17 protein-coding genes and 2 pseudogenes are annotated in these 18,549 nt (G+C 68.4%); 4 read left to right on the plus strand and 15 right to left on the minus strand.

Annotated elements, in window-relative coordinates:
- Positions 1 to 3: 3 nt before the first annotated feature.
- Positions 4 to 624, minus strand: coding sequence for a molybdopterin adenylyltransferase (gene mog / locus Bsp3421_RS17425; protein ID WP_274001918.1), 621 nt, complete (start codon positions 622 to 624; stop codon positions 4 to 6).
- Positions 605 to 1,204 carry a ribosome biogenesis factor YjgA gene (gene yjgA, locus Bsp3421_RS17430; RefSeq protein WP_274001921.1) on the minus strand — a complete coding sequence of 200 codons (600 nt, stop codon included), beginning with the start codon at positions 1,202 to 1,204 and terminating at the stop codon, positions 605 to 607. Before yjgA ends, mog begins: the two co-directional genes overlap by 20 nt.
- 130 nt (positions 1,205 to 1,334) lie before the next feature.
- Between yjgA and pmbA the strand changes: the two genes are divergently transcribed.
- The gene (gene pmbA / locus Bsp3421_RS17435; protein ID WP_274001923.1) at positions 1,335 to 2,705 is read left to right on the plus strand and encodes a metalloprotease PmbA; all 1,371 of its coding nucleotides are present in this window, start codon (positions 1,335 to 1,337) and stop codon (positions 2,703 to 2,705) included.
- A gap of 82 nt (positions 2,706 to 2,787) precedes the next feature.
- On the opposite strand, the gene Bsp3421_RS17440 is transcribed toward pmbA, so the two are convergent.
- From Bsp3421_RS17440 to Bsp3421_RS17480, 9 genes and pseudogenes are all read right to left on the minus strand, one after another.
- Positions 2,788 to 3,291: a dihydrofolate reductase gene (locus Bsp3421_RS17440; protein WP_274001926.1), complete on the minus strand. Its 504-nt coding sequence runs from the start codon at positions 3,289 to 3,291 to the stop codon at positions 2,788 to 2,790.
- A gap of 71 nt (positions 3,292 to 3,362) precedes the next feature.
- Positions 3,363 to 4,844: pseudogene (locus tag Bsp3421_RS17445) on the minus strand (sigma 54-interacting transcriptional regulator); the annotation flags it as partial.
- Between the two features lie 21 nt (positions 4,845 to 4,865).
- Positions 4,866 to 6,254: a hypothetical protein gene (locus Bsp3421_RS17450; RefSeq protein WP_274001928.1), complete on the minus strand. Its 1,389-nt coding sequence runs from the start codon at positions 6,252 to 6,254 to the stop codon at positions 4,866 to 4,868.
- 105 nt (positions 6,255 to 6,359) lie between these two features.
- On the minus strand, positions 6,360 to 7,184 hold the full coding sequence (locus tag Bsp3421_RS17455) for a peptidase C39 (protein WP_274001931.1): 825 nt from the start codon (positions 7,182 to 7,184) through the stop codon (positions 6,360 to 6,362).
- A 5-nt stretch (positions 7,185 to 7,189) separates the two neighbouring features.
- Entirely contained in the window at positions 7,190 to 7,900 is a 711-nt protein-coding gene (locus tag Bsp3421_RS17460; protein ID WP_274001933.1) for a C39 family peptidase, read from the minus strand.
- A gap of 60 nt (positions 7,901 to 7,960) precedes the next feature.
- Positions 7,961 to 9,403, minus strand: coding sequence for a cell wall anchor protein (locus Bsp3421_RS17465; protein WP_274001934.1), 1,443 nt, complete (start codon positions 9,401 to 9,403; stop codon positions 7,961 to 7,963).
- A gap of 28 nt (positions 9,404 to 9,431) precedes the next feature.
- On the minus strand, positions 9,432 to 10,079 hold the full coding sequence (locus Bsp3421_RS17470; protein ID WP_274001935.1) for a hypothetical protein: 648 nt from the start codon (positions 10,077 to 10,079) through the stop codon (positions 9,432 to 9,434).
- Positions 10,076 to 10,561 carry a hypothetical protein gene (locus tag Bsp3421_RS17475; RefSeq protein WP_274001937.1) on the minus strand — a complete coding sequence of 162 codons (486 nt, stop codon included), beginning with the start codon at positions 10,559 to 10,561 and terminating at the stop codon, positions 10,076 to 10,078. The genes Bsp3421_RS17470 and Bsp3421_RS17475 overlap by 4 nt, the downstream gene beginning before the upstream one ends.
- Positions 10,562 to 10,630: 69 nt before the next feature.
- Positions 10,631 to 11,011: a hypothetical protein gene (locus tag Bsp3421_RS17480; protein ID WP_274001939.1), complete on the minus strand. Its 381-nt coding sequence runs from the start codon at positions 11,009 to 11,011 to the stop codon at positions 10,631 to 10,633.
- 532 nt (positions 11,012 to 11,543) lie between these two features.
- On the opposite strand from Bsp3421_RS17480, the gene Bsp3421_RS17485 reads away from it, so the two are divergent.
- Entirely contained in the window at positions 11,544 to 12,911 is a 1,368-nt protein-coding gene (locus tag Bsp3421_RS17485) for a sigma-54 dependent transcriptional regulator (RefSeq protein WP_274001941.1), read from the plus strand.
- Between the two features lie 60 nt (positions 12,912 to 12,971).
- Positions 12,972 to 13,943, plus strand: a complete 972-nt coding sequence (locus Bsp3421_RS17490) for a thymidylate synthase (protein WP_274001942.1) — start codon at positions 12,972 to 12,974, stop codon at positions 13,941 to 13,943.
- A 45-nt stretch (positions 13,944 to 13,988) separates the two neighbouring features.
- Here the strand turns inward: Bsp3421_RS17490 and Bsp3421_RS17495 are convergent.
- The 3 genes and pseudogenes from Bsp3421_RS17495 to Bsp3421_RS17505 all read right to left on the minus strand — a co-directional run.
- A pseudogene (locus tag Bsp3421_RS17495) lies at positions 13,989 to 14,321 on the minus strand (IS4 family transposase); the annotation flags it as partial.
- 156 nt (positions 14,322 to 14,477) lie between these two features.
- On the minus strand, positions 14,478 to 16,763 hold the full coding sequence (locus Bsp3421_RS17500) for a DUF6600 domain-containing protein (RefSeq protein WP_274001943.1): 2,286 nt from the start codon (positions 16,761 to 16,763) through the stop codon (positions 14,478 to 14,480).
- A gap of 156 nt (positions 16,764 to 16,919) precedes the next feature.
- A complete protein-coding gene (locus Bsp3421_RS17505; RefSeq protein ID WP_274001945.1) occupies positions 16,920 to 17,627 on the minus strand; it encodes an ArsR/SmtB family transcription factor in 708 nt (235 codons plus the stop codon).
- A gap of 130 nt (positions 17,628 to 17,757) precedes the next feature.
- On the opposite strand from Bsp3421_RS17505, the gene Bsp3421_RS17510 reads away from it, so the two are divergent.
- The gene (locus tag Bsp3421_RS17510; RefSeq protein WP_274001948.1) at positions 17,758 to 17,901 is read left to right on the plus strand and encodes a hypothetical protein; all 144 of its coding nucleotides are present in this window, start codon (positions 17,758 to 17,760) and stop codon (positions 17,899 to 17,901) included.
- A 16-nt stretch (positions 17,902 to 17,917) separates the two neighbouring features.
- Here Bsp3421_RS17510 and tetR read toward each other — a convergent pair whose 3' ends face one another.
- On the minus strand, positions 17,918 to 18,529 hold the full coding sequence (tetR, locus tag Bsp3421_RS17515) for a tetracycline resistance transcriptional repressor TetR (protein WP_274001949.1): 612 nt from the start codon (positions 18,527 to 18,529) through the stop codon (positions 17,918 to 17,920).
- Positions 18,530 to 18,549 lie beyond the last annotated feature (20 nt).

The raw sequence follows: 18,549 nt of genomic DNA on the forward strand, positions 1-18,549 counted from the left end.
CCCTCAGCCGGGCGCGCGCCGCGCGCTCTTCGGGCGGAACGCGTCGACCACCTCCGGCGCAGTCTCCGCGTACGGACCGCCGATCAGGTCGATGCAGTAAGGCACCGCGGCGAAGATGCCCGGCACCTTCACGGCGCCGTCGCCGCCGCGCAGCCCTTCGAGGGTTTCCCTGATCGACTTCGGCTGGCCCGGCAGGTTGATGATCAGCGCCGCGTGCCCGGCGGTCTCGCGGATCACCGCGACCTGCCGCGACAGGATCGCGGTCGGCACGAAATTCAGGCTGATCTGCCGCATCTGCTCGCCGAACCCCGGCATCTCCCTGGTCGCCACCGCGAGCGTCGCCTCGGGCGTCACGTCGCGGCGGGCCGGGCCCGTGCCGCCCGTGGTCAGCACCAGGTCGCAGCCGGCCACGTCGACCAGCTCGACGAGCGTGGCCGAGATGGTCGGCGCGTCGTCCTGGATCAGCCGCGTTTCGGCCCGCCACGGCGAGCGCAGCGCCTGGCCGAGCCAGCCCTCGAGGGCCGGGATGCCCTGGTCCTCGTAGACGCCGCTGCTCGCGCGATCGCTGATCGACACGAGGCCGACCACGAGTTCGTCGGGGTGGTTACGCTGTGTCGTCGTCATCGTCGGGCTCCTCGGCGTCGCCGGCGGCATCGCCCGGCGCGCCGCTGGCGGCCTTGATCCACTGGAACAGCTCGCGGAAATAGCGCGGCGGCCGGCCCTGCTCGGTTTCCTTGCGCGCGTTGCGGATCAGCGTGCGGCCTTCCTGCACGTCGGCGGCCGGATGCCGGCGGATGAACTCGGTCAGCGCGTCGTCGTTCGCGAGCAGCTGTTCGCGGGTGCGCTCGATCCAGTGCAGCTTGGCGGTCTCGGCCTTGTTGACGCCGCGCTGGGTGTCGAGCGCGGTGCGCAGCGCGGCCGTCTCGGCGTCGGTCAGCGTGCGCATCACGCGCCCGACGTACTGGATCTGCCGGCGCCGGCCTTCGTGATCGGTGATGCGCCGCGCTTCGCGCACCGCTTCGCCGAGGCTTTCCGGCATCGGCATGCGCTTGAGCGCGTCCTTCGGCAGCTCGACGAGCGCCTCGCCGAGCACCTGCAGCGCGTGCATGTCGCGTTTCAACTGGGATTTGCTGGGGCGATCGTAGCCGTGGCCGGCGTCTTCGTCGGCATGCTCGATCGGTTGGATACGGGTTTTGCGTGTCATGGGCCGCATTGTATCGCGGCGCGCCCGGCGCACGCTGACCCGGGTGCGGGATCCCGGACCTTGCTATGATCGCGGGATACGCTTCTTTTCACCCCGCGGGCGATGCGCCCGCCACCGGACACCCACGACGATGGCTGCAAACCTCGACGCACAGGCGGGCTACTTCCCGCACACGCAGGACCAATTGAAAGAAATCGCGTCGGACATCCTCCGTCACGCGAAGACGCTCGGCGCCAGCGACGCCGCCACCGAGATCTCCGAGGGCGACGGCCTGTCGGTGTCGGTGCGGCGCGGCGCGGTCGAGACGATCGAGCACAACCGCGACAAGATGGTGGGCGTCACGGTGTTCATCGGCAAGAAGCGTGGCAACGCGAGCACCTCGGACTTCTCGCCGGAGGCGCTGAAGGACACGGTCGCGGCCGCCTACAACATCGCGCGCTTCACGGCCGAGGACGATGCCGCCGGCCTGGCCGAGGCCGAGCTGCTCGAAACCGCGCCGCGCGACCTCGACCTGTACCACCCGTGGCAGCTCGATGCCGACGAGGCGGTCGAACTCGCGCGCCGCGCGGAAGACGCGGCCTTCGCGGTCAGCCCGCAGATCCGCAATTCGGAGGGCGCGAGCGTCTCGGCGCAGCACTCGCAGTTCGTGCTCGCGACCTCGCGCGGCTTCGTCGGCGGCTATCCGTACTCGCGCCACTACGTCGCGTGCGCGCCGATCGCCGGCAGCGGCCGGCACATGCAGCGCGACGACTGGTACACCTCGAAGCGCAACGCGGCGGATCTCGCCGCGCCCGAGTCGGTCGGGCGCTATGCGGCCGAGCGCGCGCTCGCGCGGATGGGCGCGCGCCGCCTCGATACCCGCAAGGTGCCGGTGCTGTTCGAGGCGCCGCTCGCCGCGGGCCTTCTGGGCGCGTTCGTGCAGGCGGTGAGCGGCGGCGCGCTGTATCGCAAGACCTCGTTCCTCGTCGACAGCATGGGCAAGCCGGTGTTCGCGCCGCACGTGCAGATCGTCGAGGACCCGCACGTGCCGCGCGGCATGGGCAGCGCGCCGTTCGACGAGGAAGGCGTGCGCACCCGCTCGCGCAGCGTCGTGAAGGACGGCGTGGTCGAAGGCTACTTCCTGTCGACCTATTCGGCGCGCAAGCTCGGCATGCAGACCACCGGCAACGCGGGCGGCTCGCACAACCTCGCGCTGCGCAGCGCGCGCACCGGGGCGGGCGACGATTTCGATGCGATGCTCAAGAAGCTCGGCACCGGCTTGTTGCTGACCGAACTGATGGGGCAGGGCGTCAACTACGTGACGGGCGACTATTCGCGCGGCGCGGCGGGATTCTGGGTCGAGAACGGCGTGATTCAGTATCCGGTCGAGGAGATCACGGTCGCGAGCACGCTGCAGGACATGTTCCGCCACATCGTCGCGATCGGCGCGGATTCGATCGTGCGCGGCACCAAGGAAACCGGCTCGGTGCTGATCGAGCAGATGACGATCGCCGGGCAGTAAGTGGAGCGGGCTTCACCCCGCGCCCGAAAGCAAAAGCGCCGCTTGCCGCGGCGCTTTTTTCATGGTGCGCGCGATGCGCCGCTCAGGCGGCGCGCTTGCGCCGGTAGACGACGAACGCGTAGGCGAAATCGTTCGGCGCGTTCGCGCGGTGCGTCTCGCGCGAGGCTTCTTCCCAGTGCGCCGGGTCCGGCGCGGGAAACGACGCGTCGCCGCTGAAATCGGCGTCGATCTCGGTGACGATCAGCTTGTCCGCGTGCGCGAGCCCTTCCGCGTACAGTTGCGCGCCGCCGATCAGGAACGCCTCGGCGGCCTGGTCGCGCGCGGCGAGCGCGAGCGCGTCGGGCAGCGAGGTGACCGCATCGCAGCCGTCGAAGCGGCGCGTCGCGTCGCGCGTGACGACGATGTTGCGGCGCCCGGGCAGCGGCCGGCCGATCGATTCGTGGGTCTTGCGGCCCATCACGATCGGCGCGCCCATCGTGGTGCGCTTGAAGAAGGCGAGATCCTCGGGAAGTTTCCAGGGGAGTTGGTTGTCGCGGCCGATCACGCCATTGCGGGCGCGTGCGACGATCAGGGTCAGCGTAGTCATGCGGGAGGGCGGAAGTCGAACCGGAAGAGCCCGATTCTACCGGAGCGCCGCGCGCGGCGCGCCGTCCGCGCTCAGGCCGGCGTCTCGTTGTCGTCGTCGCACGCGAGCGCGCGCTGTTCGGCGCACGCGAGGTCGCGCAGGCCGTGCGCGCCCATCAGCCGGTACAGCGTGACGCGCGACACGCCCAGCTCGACCGCCGCCTCGGTCAGGCGGTGGCGGTGCCGCAGCAGCGCCGCCTCGATCGCGCGGCGCTCGGCATGCTCGCGCGCCTCGGCGAGCGTGGTCGTCTGCTGCAAGGTGTACTGCGCGAGATCGAGGTCGGCGGCGGACAACAGCCGGCTGTCCGCCATCACGATCGCGCGCCGGATCCGGTTGATCATCTCGCGCACGTTGCCGGGCCAGCCGTAGCTGTGCATCGCCTCGATGGCGCAGGGCGTGAAGCCGCGGATCCGGCGCGCGCTGTCGTCCTTGAATTTTTGCAGGATGTGGTGCGCGAGGATCTCGATGTCCTTGCCGCGCGCGCGCAGCGGCGGCTCGTCGACGCGCAGCACGCACAGGCGATGGAACAGGTCGGCGCGGAAGCGGCCGTCGCGCATCGCGGCATCGAGGTCGACATGGGTCGCGGAGATGATGCGCACGTCCACCGGGATCGATTCGTGGCCGCCGAGCCGCTCGATGCGGCCTTCCTGCAGGAAGCGCAGCAGGCTCGACTGGCTTTCGATCGGCATGTCGCCGATCTCATCGAGAAACAGCGTGCCGCCGTTGGCCGATTCGACCCGGCCGATCTTGCGCTGGTTCGCGCCGGTGAACGCGCCGCGCTCATAGCCGAACAGTTCGGACTGCAGCAGATGATGGGGAATCGCGCCGCAGTTGATCGGCACGAACGGCGCCTTGCGGCGCGGCGAGCGCTCGTGGATCGCGAGCGCGGTCAGTTCCTTGCCGGTGCCCGATTCGCCCGAGATGAACACGGTCGCATCGGTGTTGGCGATCTTGCGGATGGTGCGGAACAGCTGCTGCATCGCGTCGCAGGTGCCGACCATCTCGTCGTCGCCGCTGGCCGCGAGGCCCGCCGCGAGATCGAGGTCGCACAGCGTCACCATGCCGTACGCATGGCCCACCAGGTAATCGAGCGTCGCCTGCGTCGGCGCGCCTTTCACGTAGTCGAAGCAATACTGGCGGATCAGCTTGCGGATCTCGGCGTCGTGCAGGCGCGCGTCGGTCGCGAGCGCGATCCAGCCGACCTGTTGCTGGCGCAGGATGCCTTCGAGCGCCGCCAGGTCGCGCGCGCCGAAACTGTCGAGATCGATGAGGCCCGCGTGCGGCACGTCCGGTTTCAGGAGCCGCCCCGCCTCGCTGGCCGTGCGGGCGGTCAGCACCTGCCAGCCGCGCGCGCCCAGGTGCTCGACCAGCACGGCATCGGGCGCGCGCGACAGGTACAGCAGCGCGCGCGCGGCTGGATCATCCGCCGCCCGCGAGCCGGACGGCGCGACCGCGAGGTGCGGCGCATAGCCCGGTGCGGCGGCGGGAGAGAGGGGGCGGGAATCGTGCACGATGACCTCGTTCGATTTCGACGGCTAGAACGTGTACGGGAATCGCACGCCCACGACAAAGTTCGGCGCGTCGGGCGTGAGCCCGATGGAGACCGACGCATTCATCGTCAGGTGCTTGTTGAACACGTGGTTGAGGCCAAAATTGACCGTCGACGCCGTGGTCTGACTACCCGGTACTTTCTGCCATCCCTGGCCGGGGGCTTGGGTTTCGGTTTGTGGTTCGATCGCCATCGTGTACGAGATGCTCGCCGAGTCGCGCTCGGAGAACGCAAGCGCGACGCCGCCGCCGAACTGGATGATGTCGCCGAGTTTCACCTTGGCGGGTTCGGTCTGCCCGACCACCGACGAGATGTCGGAGAACGAGCGCGCGACGTTGTACGTATACGAGAGGCTGCCGAACAGCACGATCGGGTCGTAGGTCTTCAGCGCCGACACGCCGGCCGTGATCGCCCACATGCCGGTGCCGGTCGGCAGCTTGTCCGGCGCGACCAGGTTGGTGTTGTTCGGATCGATCTGTTCGAGCTTGATGCCGAACGGCGAGGTGCCGGTCGGCGTCTTGACGCGCAGGCTGGCCACGATGTCGGGCATGTTCTGCGTTTCCTTCAGGATCTGGTAGTAGAGCCCGAAGTTGACGTCGCCGAGCGCGTGCGAATTCACGGTCGAGTCGGACAGCGTGCTCGCCGCGCCGCCCGCGCCGCCGACGATGAAGCTGCTGGTGCGGTACAGGTAGGGCACGTCGACGTCGATGTTGATCCGGCTGGTGAGGCCGTAGCGGACGTCGACGTCGGTCATCAGCTGGTGCGACTTGGTCTCGCCGAGATTCAGGTTGCCGAGGAAGATCGCGTCGAGCGCCAGGAACCCGGACAACTGCAACTGGCGGCGGTCGTAGTAGGTGTCGCTGATGCCCCAGTCGATCGTCAGCTTGTGATCGAAGAGCGGCGCATGCTCGCGCTGCACGACCGCGTTCTCGGCCTCGGTGCGGCTCGGCTGGGCGGCCTTGTTGTCGGTGCCGATGGTGCCGGCCGACCCGCTCGCCGCGCTGCCCTCCGACGATGGCGGCACGGGCGGCGTGACGGGCACGCCGGTCGCGGTGCCGGTGCCTTCGCCGCCCGCGGGCGAGATCGGCGTGTACTGCGCCACCGTGGTCGGTGCGCCCACGCCGTCGGCGCTGCCGCCGGGCACGCCGCGACCGCGCTGCGCCATCTGCAGGTCGATGACCTGCTGCTCGAGCGCGTCGATCTTGCGTTGTTGTTCGTCGACGACTTTCATCAGCGTATTCAGGCGGTCTTCCATTGACTGATCCGCAAGCGCCTGCGCGCTTGCCCCCTGCGCCAGCGCGAACAACAGGGCGGCGGCCGGAATGGCCGCGAGCGCGTGGCGTGGCAAGTACTTGTTCAACCTTGTGTGGTGCATGGTCCTTCCCCCGGTGTGGCCGCCGCGCGTCGGCTCATCGAACCGGTGCGCGGCCGCCTGGAACGGCGCATCTGCATGGTGAGGCCGAGCGGTTTGCGAGCCGCGTTATCTCCTTGTCATGACGCTGTTTTGCAGCGCTTGAAGAATCCCCATCTGTCTCAGCGTGGACGCCGACATCTGCTGGGTCTGCAGTTGCAACTGCAGTTGGTTGCTCGCGTTTTGTGAGTTGCCCGCGATTTGCAACAGCTGGGCGATGGCGCCCGCTTGTTGGGTGTTGCTCGGCGTGATGGTCTGTTGCGCGAGTCCCGCAGGCGTCTGCAGGGCGAGCGCGATGCCACCGTTGCCGAAGGTGATGCCGGCTTTGATCGTGCCGGTCGCGTTGCTGGCGAAGGCGCTGGACGACGCGCTCGCGCCGGGCAGCATCGTCACCTGCGGATCGCCCGAATTGAAGTCGATCAGCGCGGTGTTGGTGCCGCCGTTGTAGCTGCCGGCCACTTGCGTGACCTGCGAGATGCCGTTGACCGAGATCGACTGGCCGCCCGCGGCGACCGCGTTCGGCGTCGCGCCGCTCGGGCCCGCGCCGCCGATCACCTTGGCGAGCGTCGAGACCTGGGCGGACAAGTGGTTCGCGGCGTTGGCCGCGACCGACAGCGAGCCTTGCGCGACGGCCAGCGCGCCGTTCGGCAACTGCCATTGAGAAAGCAGGTTCAGAACGAACCCGGAAATCATCGAGGAGTCGGCATACTTGCCGGTCTGTTGTGCGAGCACGTCGTCACCGACGTCCTGCAGGGGCAGGGCGTCGGGCTCAGTGTCCTGGGCGAATGGAAGGGACAGCGCGGGGGGCGCGCTTTCGGCTGCGATGGCGCTGCTCGCGAAGCCGCACGCGGTCGCGCACCACGCGAGGCAAAGCGGCGGGAGGTAGCGTTTCATGATGGTCAGAAAAGATCTGCCTTGATCAAGCCGAATTCAACGAAGGGAATCGTGGCAGAGCCGGTGCTGAGTGCCTGCTCGCGTAGCTTGAGCGCCAACGATTCGTTGTTCTGCAAGAGCGGAGAGTCCTCCTTGAAGGGTTTGCCGAGCACGGCGAAAACGAGGCCGTTCCAGCTTTTGGCGAAATCCTGTTCGAGCACGATGCGATTGCCGAGCGCGGGGTCGGCGAGGAAAATCCGGCCGTTCTCCGCGTGCTTGACGATCACGAAATGCTCGTAGCCGTCGATGTTCATCAGCACGAGGACGGGAATCTGCAAGTGGTAGAGCGCGTCGATGCCGACCCGGAAGCCGCGTCCGCGCAGCCCCAGCGTCTCGACGAATTTCTTCATGTCGAGCATCGAGAAGCCGTGCTTGACCACGGTGTCGGGCGTCGAGAAGGCCATCATCCGGCGGATCATCTCCGGTTCCGGGATGTCGATGTCGTAGCCGTACTTGAGCAGCGTCGCGAGCGCGGCGGAGCCGCAGCTGAAATCGAACTTCTGGTTGACGATGTCGCGATAGCGCAGATCGCGCATCGAGCGCACCGTCTTCGTGAGCGGCACGCCGGTGAGCGTAAACGCATCAATGCTCGCCTGCGCGAACGCGGCCGCGCAGAGCGCGCAGCCGGCGAACGCCACGGCGAGGTGCCTAGGCGACAGCCAGTTTTCCCCGGACATACTGATCTCCTGCACGCGGGCCGGGATGAATGCCTCCCGGCCCGCGTTCCCCTGCTTCGGTCAATGACCGTTGTTCAACGCAGCGATGGCAAGACCGTTGTGTTGGAGGTTGCCCGCACCACCGGCGATGTTCACGCCGATGTTGCCGGTTGCGCCCGTGAGCGTGTTCGCGCCCAGTGAGGCGGTGCCGTCAAACCGACCGCTGACCTGCGCCGACGCCATTTGCGAGTTGTCGTCCGTCGCGACCATCGCAACCGTCTTCGCCATGGTCGGATCGACCGTCGTCACCGAGCCGGCGAGGCTGTTGTTCTGGACGTTGCCGACGCCCGACGCGACGTTCACCCCGACGTTGCCCGACACGGCGGCGAGCGAGCCGTCACCGATCGAGGCGTTCAGGTGGAAGTCGTTGATCCGGGCGGAACCCGACGACGTTTGGTTGCTGAAGATCTGCGCGTTGCCGAACACGTTGCCGACATCCACCGAGGCGAGCGCCACGTCGTTGCTTTGCGCGTTGTCGACGCCTTCGGCGATGTTCACGCCGAGATTGCCGGTTACGCCCGTGGCAGCGGCCGTGCCGGTCGTCGCGGTCAGCGTGCTGGCGACTTCCGTGTTGACGTACTGCGTCACGCTGCCCGTGGTCGATACGTTGACCGAGTCGAGCGTGTTGCTGAAGGCCCAGAGGGCGTAGGCGGTGAGCGACGCGCTTTCGTGTTCATGCAGCGATTCGCTGGCCGACGTGCTCGACGAGGTCTGGCTGTGGCTGGCTTCCCACGCCGCACCGAATTGCGACTCGGTCAGGCTCGCACTTTGCGACTCGTGCTCGTGCAGGCTCGCCGACTGGTTCGCATAGGTGTTTTCGCCCCAGATCGCCCCGGCCGCACCGACGATGTAGCCGGCGGACGCAGTCGAGACGCTGCCGCCGGCGGTGAAGCCGAAGGGCAGCGGGATCGCGTAGCCGGTGATGTTGGCGGCGTTGTAGGTGCCTGCCGCATAGCCGGCGCCGCCCGCGATGAACGCGGAGCCGCCGCTGTTGGCCGACTGGTGCGCGCTCGCCGATGCATTGAGCGACGAGCTTTGATGCGCGTTCGCGTTGTAGTACGAGCCGCCCACGATCCAGGCGTTCGAGCTGGTCGACGATGCCGAATGCGCGTGCATGCTTTCGGATTCGCTGAGCGATTGCGACTGACCGGCCGTGAAGAACGCGCCGCCCGTATCCGTCACCGACGAATAGGTGTTGTTGACGGACGTCGTGACCTTGCCCTTCGTGTAGCTCTGATAGAGCGGGTCGAGCGAGACGTGCGACAGCGTGACCGACTGCGTGTTGTTGATGACGGCACCTGCGGTACTGGATACGCTGACGCAACCAAACAGCTCAACCCAGCCGAAGATGCCAACCGTTTCCACTACCCCCGTTACGTTGAACAGGTAGGGATTGGGCGGGAACGCGAACGCGGAGCTGGCCGCCGACGCGAGAACCGCCGCTGCAATGACTGTGCGCTTCATAATACGCTCCGATACGGATGTGGCTTAGTTAAAAAAGAGTGCCCGCCGGGGGACGGAGCACAAAACTGTTGGCCGTGGCATTACCGGCTCCGGCCGTCTGGTTGACTTGTACGATGCCGCTGATATGCTTGAAAGCGTCGCCGCTAATCGACACTTCGCGCATGTCCTGGCCCCCCGTCGGTCGTCCCAGGTTTCCGCTTCTGGGGGCCGCCTCGGATAATTCGGTATCCGACACGGTCTCCACTCCCGCGCCCAGCACGCCGACTGCCGCGCTGTTGCGCTGAAGATTGGCTGTGCCCGCGCTCTGATTCACCATCAGCACGCCAGACACATTCGAGAACGCATTGCCCGCGATGCCAGCCGTCGCGTTGCCCGTATGGGCGACGGCGTACGCGAGCTGTTCGGAAGTCGCGCTTGCCGCGCCTCCCGCTCCACTGATCACCAGCTGATTGGCCTGGACGTTGTCGAGGCCCGCCGTTTCATTCACCGTCAGTACGCCGGTCACGTTGGTCGCTGCGCCAGGGCTGATCGATGCTGCGCCGGTCACGTAGGGCAACGCCTGCGCATGCACGGCGTGCGCGAAGCCGCTCAGTGCGAGCGCCAGCGCGGCGCTGCTCAGGAACAGCCAGGGCGCGGTTTGCGCGCGCGCGCGGCGGGCGATGGGCCGGGCGTTCATCGAATGCCTCCCAGCGCGCTCGTGATCGGCGCCACGGCGCTCGTGACCGAGTTCGAGATCATTCCGCCGATGCCGCCCGTCGGCACGGTCATGCCGTTCGGGTTGCGCGCGACGCTGGTGCCGACCAGGTCGCCGTTGAGAATCTGCGTGACGGCCGCGATGCCGGCGGTGCCGCCGATCAGCCCGTTGGGCGCGAGTCCGCTCGAGCCGTGCGCGTTGGTCAGGTCGGTGTCGGACACGAGGGTCGCCATCATCGGATCGAAGGTATTGGCCGGGAAGGTCGTGGCGCGCACCAGCACGGGATCCTGGTCGACCGGCACGGGCCGGTAGGCGATGCGCGGCGTCACGTCGCGCTCGACGATGATGTCGCCGGGATTCTCGACTTGCTGCGCGAGGGCGCCGGCCGCCGCGAAGCCGACGAGCGCGGCGCACAACGCGCGGCGCGACAGCGGCAACGGCAACAGATGGAGCAGGGCGGTCATGTCGGTTCCTTGGTTGCGTCGTGCGGGGCGGAGCTTGAGGCCGCCGCGCGGCATACATTCACATTTCACTTACTTGCGGGTGTAGCTCGCGTTGTTGCTTTGCATCGCGCGCTGCGCGTCGACCGGGATCGGCAACGGGGTCGGCGGGGCGATCTCGTCCCACAGCGTCACGCCGTTGCCGCCGTTGCCGCCGCTGCCGCTCGTGACGAGCAGTTGCGGGGCGGCCGCCACCATCAACATGCCGGTCGCGCGGCCGCGTTGCAGGTCGAGCGTGTCCTCGTCGAGCTGAGTGGAATGCTTCATCCACGCAGCGTCGGTGACGAAGGTCAGGAACGTCGTGTCGGGCGGGGCGGTTTCATCCGCCTCCTGCGCCAGTGCGGCGAGCGGCAGCAGCGCGGCGGCGAGCGCGGCGATGAGCGGGAGTCGGCAGGAACGGAATGCGTGTCGCATGGCATGTCTCCGGTGTGCGGGTCATTGAGCGAAATGCGTGCCATCGCGCGCAATCCGTTGTCGCAGCGTGATTCGCGTGATGAGGTGCGCGGCGTCGCGGCCGCAATCGCGGAAAAATGTTTCAGCGTTGAAACGAGGGGCTTGGGAGTACTGCTGATTCACAAAAGACCGACTACCGACAACACTGAAGCCAGACGAATGAAAATCGAATTGAAAATGACAGTCTTTCGGAATATCAGCAGATGAATGGGGCTGGGACGAAGGCCTGGAGAGGCGTTGCTGATCGGCAATGATGGTTTTAATGTATTTGCCATGCGCAACGCGTAAAAGTAAGCTTCGCTGAATAAATCAACGAGATTGAAAAGGGCCAAGATTTTGAACGGCCCTTTGCATATAAAAAGCGCCGTTTTACGGGGAACGTCGTTCCTAAGCTGTGAAATGGCGGATCGAGCCTGTACCAGGCCGATTTGACCGGGCGCCCGGGCATGCCGGGGGGCGCGTCGTGACTAGACGAATCGGGTGGGAGAAAGGCGTGACGGACAGACATCTGATCTATTTTTCGCGGGATCCGAGCACGGATCTGCGGCATTGCTTCGATGCGCGCGGGTGGCGCGTCGAATGCGTCGGGTCGATGCGCGAGATGCGCCGCGCGGCTGCTCATGCGACCGCCGCGGGCGGCCTGCTCGATCTGAGCGCGGGCCTGAAGCCGAGCGATCTCGCCGACCTCGAATCCTGCCTGACCGTGCCCCATGTCGGCTGGATCGCCGCGACCCAGCGCGGACAATTGCAGGACGCCGGACTGCGGCGTCTCGTGCGCGACTATTGCTTCGACTACGTGACGGTGCCGTACGAAGGCGAGCGGATCGTCGAGTCGATCGGCCACGCGTACGGGATGGTCACGCTCACGGACGGGCTCGCGCAGCCGGCGGGCGGCCAGCGCGAAGGCGAGATGGTCGGCACCTGCGACGCGATGCTCGCGTTGTTCAAGACGATCCGCAAGGTGGCCGCGACCGACGCGCCGGTGTTCATCTCCGGCGAATCCGGCACCGGCAAGGAACTGACCGCGGTCGCGATTCACGAACGTTCGTCCCGCGCCGAGGCACCGTTCATTGCGCTCAACTGCGGCGCGATTCCGCCGACGCTGCTGCAGTCCGAACTGTTCGGCTACGAGCGCGGCGCGTTCACCGGCGCGAACCAGCGCAAAATCGGCCGGGTCGAGGCGGCCCACGGCGGCACCTTGTTTCTCGACGAGATCGGCGACCTGCCGCTCGAAAGCCAGGCGAGCCTGCTGCGCTTCCTGCAGGAGAGCAAGATCGAACGCCTCGGCGGGCACGTGTCGCTGCCGGTCGACGTGCGGGTGATCTGCGCGACCCACGTCGACATGCAGGCCGCGCTGCGCGAGGGCCGCTTCCGCGAGGACCTGTACCACCGGCTGTGCGTGCTGAAGATCCACGAGCCGCCGCTGCGCGAGCGCGGCAAGGACATCGAGGTGCTCGCGCGGCACATGCTCGAACGTTTCAAGGGCGATGCGCACCGGCGTCTGCGCGGCTTCTCGCCGTGCGCGATCGCCGCGCTCCACAACTACGGCTGGCCCGGCAACGTGCGCGAGCTGATCAACCGGGTGCGGCGCGCGATCGTGATGTCCGAGGGACGCATGATCACCGCCACCGATCTCGAGCTGGACGGGCACGTCGCGCTGGCGCCGGTGTCGCTCGTCGAGGCCCGCGAGGTCGCCGAGCGTCGCGCGATCGAGCTCGCGCTGCTGCGGCATCGCGGCCGGTTCGCCGATGCGGCGCGCGAGCTGGGCGTGTCGCGCGTGACGCTGTATCGGCTGCTGTGCGCCTACGGCATGCGCGCGCGCGAGGAGCCGGATGGGCTGTCGGCGCCGCTGTCGGGGTGAGCGGGCGCGAGGCTTGTTAAAATCGGCGGGTACGGCCGTTTCCCGGCCGAAGGAACCCGCATGAAACAGTATCTCGATCTCGTCCGCACCATCCTCGACACCGGCACCTGGCAGGACAACCGCACCGGCATCCGCACCATCAGCATGCCGGGCGCGATGCTGCGCTTCGATCTGCAGGACGGTTTCCCGGCGGTGACGACCAAGAAGCTCGCGTTCAAGTCGGCGATCGGCGAGCTGGTCGGCTTCCTGCGCGCGACGCGCAGCGCGGCCGAGTTCCGCGCGCTCGGCTGCAAGGTCTGGGATGCGAACGCGAACGAGAATGCGGCGTGGCTCGCGAATCCGTACCGCGCGGGCGTCGACGATCTCGGCGACGTGTACGGCGTGCAATGGCGGCGCTGGCCCGGCTACAAGCTGCTGGATGCGGGCGCCGGCGCGCAGATCGACGACGCGCTCGCGCGCGGCTACCGGATCGTCGCCCGCCTCGACGATGAGGGCGCGCCCAAGGTTCTGCTGTACAAGGCGATCGACCAGCTGCGCGAATGCCTCGACACGATCATGCGCGAGCCGTCGAGCCGGCGCATCCTGTTTCATGGCTGGAATCCCGCTGCGCTCGACGAGATCGCGCTGCCGGCTTGCCATCTGCTATACCAGTTCCTGCCGAACGTCGCGAAGCGCGAAATCTCGCTGTGCCTGTACATCCGCAGCAACGACGTCGGCCTCGGCACGCCGTTCAACCTGACCGAGGGCGCGGCGCTGCTGTCGCTGGTCGGCCGGCTCACGGGCTACACGCCGCGCTGGTTCACGTATTTCATCGGCGACGCGCACATCTACGAGAATCAGCTCGACATGCTGCAACAGCAGTTGCAGCGGGAACCGTTCCCGAGCCCGCGCCTCGCGATCGACGCGCGCGTGCCGGATTACGCCCGGACGGGCGTTTACGCGCCCGAATGGCTCGAAAAGATCGAGCCGTCCGATTTTTCACTCGTCGACTACCGGCACCACGCGCCGTTGACCGCGCCGATGGCCGTCTGAAGCCGCGTCGCCCAAGCCAAAAGCCCGCTTCGAGCGTGATGCCGTTCAGTTAGGGATCTTTCTTGGGAAGAGGGCGGGATAACGAGCGGGACGGGACTTGACGGCCCGATCGCATTTGCGATCGGGCCGTTTTACGTTGATGAGCCGCGTGAGGTGTTCGCGAAGTCGCTTGAGAACGGCGGGCAGCGTGGCGAAGGCGGGCGTACGTGCGGCCCACATCATTTCGTGCTGGATGAGATGGCGCGAGCGAACGAAGCTGAGTTCGCTCGGTTCGCACTTGGCCTCGAAGGCAGCGCAAGCCATTTCGCGGCGAATCAGGTTGTAGGCGATCAACGCTCCCCAGATTTCCTGGTAAATGCCGTCGACGGTCCGGCTGCGATCCAGCATGAAGATCGGGTGGTCGGTCAGCATCGCGTCAAACGTTGACAGCTTGGCCCGCCGTTTACAACTCCAACCCCAAAAGAAAATGCCGTTCAGGCCTTAACTGAACGGCATTACCGCTTCGAGCGGGCTTTTTGCATCGGCGCGCGCCGTTCAGGCGTGCCGCTGCTCGTCGTGATGCGTGCTGCCGTGCTGTTCCGGGTGTTCTTGATGCTCCGGATGTTCCTGGCGCGGCGGCGCTTCGTGCGGCGGCGGGTTGTGCGGCGCCTGGGCGGGCGGCGCGGCCGGGCGCGGCTCGGCGCGGGGCGCAGGCGGGCGCGCTTCGTTGACGGGCGGCCGGTAATCCTCGCGCGGCGGCGCGAATTCCGGGCGCGGCTCGGCGCGCGGCGCTTCCGGCGGGCGGTAGTCGTTGCGCGGCGGTTCGGCCGGCTGCGCGTGCGGCTCGGTTTCGCGCGGCGAGCGGATTGGCGGCAGGGCGTTCTGAGCAGGCGAGCGCGGCGGCAATTGTGCGTTCGGCCCGCCGTTCGCGCGCTGCTGCTCGATCGGCGGATGCGCCTGCGTCCATGCGGGTTGCGGCGTGGGGAAGCGCTCGCCGTTGCGCGCCTCGTTCGCGGCGGCGGGCGGGCGCGGCACGCCGGCTTCGGGCTGGCCGGCGCGCGGCGGCGCTTGGCTCGCGCGCGGCTCGGCCGGCGGCATGCGCTCGGACTCGCCGTGCGCGGCTTGCGGCCCGCGGCCCGGTTGCAACACCGGCGTGCGGGTGTTGACGAGCTGGACATTGCGCGGCGTCGGCTGTGCGCTCGCGCCTGCCTCGGGCCGCGTGCGCGCGGCGTAGTTCGGCGGCGCCGCGCTGCGGATCACGGGCGCGCCCGCGCCCGGCACCTGGCCGCCGCTCTGCGCGAAATGCTGCGCGAGCTGGTCGTGGTAGGCGGCCGGCACGACCGGGTTGCGGGTCGCGACGATCGAGCGCTGCAGCGCGGCGGCGGGCGGCTGATACGCGGCGTTGCGCAGGTTGCCGCTGAAGCTCTGGCGCACCGGCGCGATCGCGGGCGCGCCCGCGCCCACCTGCGCGTTGCGCCACTGCTGCGGGTCGACCTTCTGCGCGAAGCGCGCGACCGGCTGCCCGTGGACGAACGCGGTCGCGGGCACGGCCGTCACCGCGTTCGGCGCGCGATAGTTGATGAAGGTCTTGTTGATGTTGGTGATGTTCGTCACGTTGGTGACGTTCACGGTCTTGTTGATCGTGATGTTGTTGACGACCGTCTGGTTGACGCGCTGGTAGTAATGCGGACTCCAGCCGCCCCAGCCCGGGTGCCAGGCTTCGTGCGGGCCGAGCGGGAACCACGCGACGCCCGCGGCGACCGCGCCGCCGAGCGCGAGACCCACGCTCCAGCTGAAGCCGCCGCCCCCGCCGCCGACGAAGGCCACGAGCGCCGGCGCGTAGCAGGGCGGCGCGGCCGCGACGATCGGGCCGGGCACCCACGCCCAGGCGTTGCCGAGATAGGCCCAGCGGCCGTAGTGATACGGCGCGAAGCCCCACGGCTGGTCGTCGACCCAGGTCCAGCCCCACGGCGCCTGCCAGATCCAGTGGCCGGTGTGGTACGGCGCCCAGCCCGCGGGCACCGCGTTCGGGATCCAGACCGCGCCGTACTGCGAGTCGTCGCGCCAGCTCCCGTTCGCATCGAGATCCTGGTAGCCGGGGATGTCGCGCGACACGTAGCGCGCGGACAGCGAGCGGTCCTCGGCCGCGTCGCGGCTCGCGGCCCACTGGTCGAGCGGATCCGGCGCAGGGGCGGCGTATTCGCCCGCGACCTGCAGGTTGGTGCCGCTGAAGACGATCTGCTGGCCCGCCGACACCGGCATCTGCCCGCCGTCGCCGTACACGGTCGCGCTGCCGCGCCGCACCGTGACCGTCGTGCTCGCGCCGTTCGGCGCGACGTCGACCCGGTAGTCGCCGGGGCCGCCGACGGCGAGCGCGAGATTCGGCGTGTCGATCTCGTACGAGGTGCCGGGCGGCAGTTCGCGCACGTGCGTCGACAACGTGCCGAGCGCGACCTTCAACTGCGCGTTGGCGTCGTCGAGATTGAGGAGCGCGAGGCTCGTCGAATCGCCGAGCCGGACGGCGGTCGAGCCGATATGCAGCTCCGAGCGCGCGCCCGTGTCGTTCCACACCTGGTCGCCGGTCGTGAGCGGTCGATTGACGGCGGCGTACGACCAGTCGGTCGCGCCGGCCGGCTCGGTCGTGACCGCGCCGGTGAGGTAGTCGAGCCGCGCGACGCGGGTGGGCGGATCGCCGCCCGGCTGCTGGGCCTCGGGATACGGCGCGCCGGCGTCGGGCACCTGGGCGAAGGCGGGAGGCAGTGCGGCGAGCGCCGCGGCGACGAGCGTGAAGCGGGCAATGCGTTTGAGCAGAACGGGAGGATGGCTGGCGGACGTTTTCATTGTGGTCTCTTGTTCAACGGCGCTGGTCGCGCGCCGCATGCCTGCACTCTATCCGCTGGCGGTATTTCCGAGCCCCCTGTTTTGTTAAGCGATCCGTCGCTGCTGTAACAAAACTTGTCTATCCGACGATTTCGTCATCCGCCCGAAAAATGATCGTCAAACGTCCGTAAGCAGCTGTGCGAAATGGCGCTGTCCCGGGGGCGTGACACGCAGCACGCGCGGCTTGCCCGCGCGCTCGATCCAGCCCTGCGCATGGAAGCTGTCGAGCAGCGCGGCGCCGAGCGCGCCGCCCAGGTGCGGGCGCCGTTCGCTCCAATCGAGGCACTGGCAGGCGAAACGCCGCCGGCGCTTGCGCTGGTCCGCGACGTCGACGCCCCAGCGCGCCAGTGCCGCGATGCCGTCGGCGGTGGCGTCGAGCCCGTCGGCGCCGTGCGCGAGCCAGCCGCGCGCGAGCATGCGCTCGTACACCTGGACCGCGAGTTCGCCTGCCATGTGGTCGTAGCAGGTGCGCGCATAGCGCATCTCGAGCGGAACGGTGCGTGCGGCGCGCGGCGCGGCAGGCGCGATGGCGGCCGCATGCGCGACGGTGGCGAGCGCTTCGAGCGCGGCCGCGATGTCGGGCGACGCGATCCGGTAGTAGCGATGCCGGCCCCGCACGTCGAGCGCGAGCAGGCCGCCGTCGGCGAGCCGCGCGAGATGCGCGCTCGCCGCCGACGGCGACAGTCCGGCGATCAGCGTCAGCTCGCCCGCGGGGCGCGCGCTGCCGTCCATCAGCGACCACAGCATCGCGGCGCGGCCGGGGTCGGCGAGCAGCGCGCCGAGGCGGCTCAGGCCGGGGAAGGGGGGGTGTGGATCGGTCGGCATCGGGGTGTTCCTGGCACGGGATGCGTGCAGTGTAGGCGCATCGCGCATGCGATGTTTCAGGCCGGCGTGAAATGTCGAGGATGAGGCGGGGCGCGTAGAATGACGCCGGTTTCCTTCCTTTTCTCACGCCATGAAGACGCTTTGGGCCGTTGCCGCCGTGCTGGCCGCCGCGATCTGCGCCGGGTGCGCGCAGGGCGGCGCGCCGGGTTCCGCCGGCACGGGCAGCATCGAGATGTACGGCACCCTCGACCAGGGCATCACGATCCGCAACTGACGCGCGACGTCGCGTGTCAGGCGCGTTCGAGCCGGTGCGCGAGTCCGTCGAGGATGATCGCGAGTCCCTGCTCGAAGTGCGCGTCCGGTCCCGCCTGCACGACCGCTTCGAATGCCTGCCGCAGGAACGCGGACGGCTCGGCCCGGTTCGGCGCGCGCCCGGCCTTGCCGCTCGCCGCGCTCTGCTGTTCCAGCACCGCCCCGACGACGTACTGGCTCACCATCAACAACGCATGCGCGGCGGCGACCGGCGTGAAGCCGGCGTCGCCGAGCAGGCGCAATTGCGCCTCCACCGCCGCGAAGTGCGGCGCGTCCGGCGTGCTGCCCGCATGGACCCGCGCGCCGTCGCGGCAGGCAAGCAGCGCGCCGCGGAAGCTGCGCGCGTTGTCGGCCACGAAGCTGCGCCAGTCGTCGCCGTCGCGCGGCATCGCGCAGGTGTGATGGCGGCTCAGGAGCGCGTCCGCGAGTGCGTCGAGCAGCGCGCGCTTGCTGTTGAAATGCCAGTAGAGCGCCGGTTGCTGCACGCCCAGCCGTTCGGCCAGCAGGCGGGTCGTCAAGCCGTCCATGCCGACTTCGTCCAAAAGCGCCAGCGCGGCGTCGATCACCTGTTCCCGCTGCAATTTCGCCACGATCGGGATCCTCGTCGTTG

This window comes from Burkholderia sp. FERM BP-3421 (assembly GCF_028657905.1).
Lineage (GTDB): Bacteria > Pseudomonadota > Gammaproteobacteria > Burkholderiales > Burkholderiaceae > Burkholderia.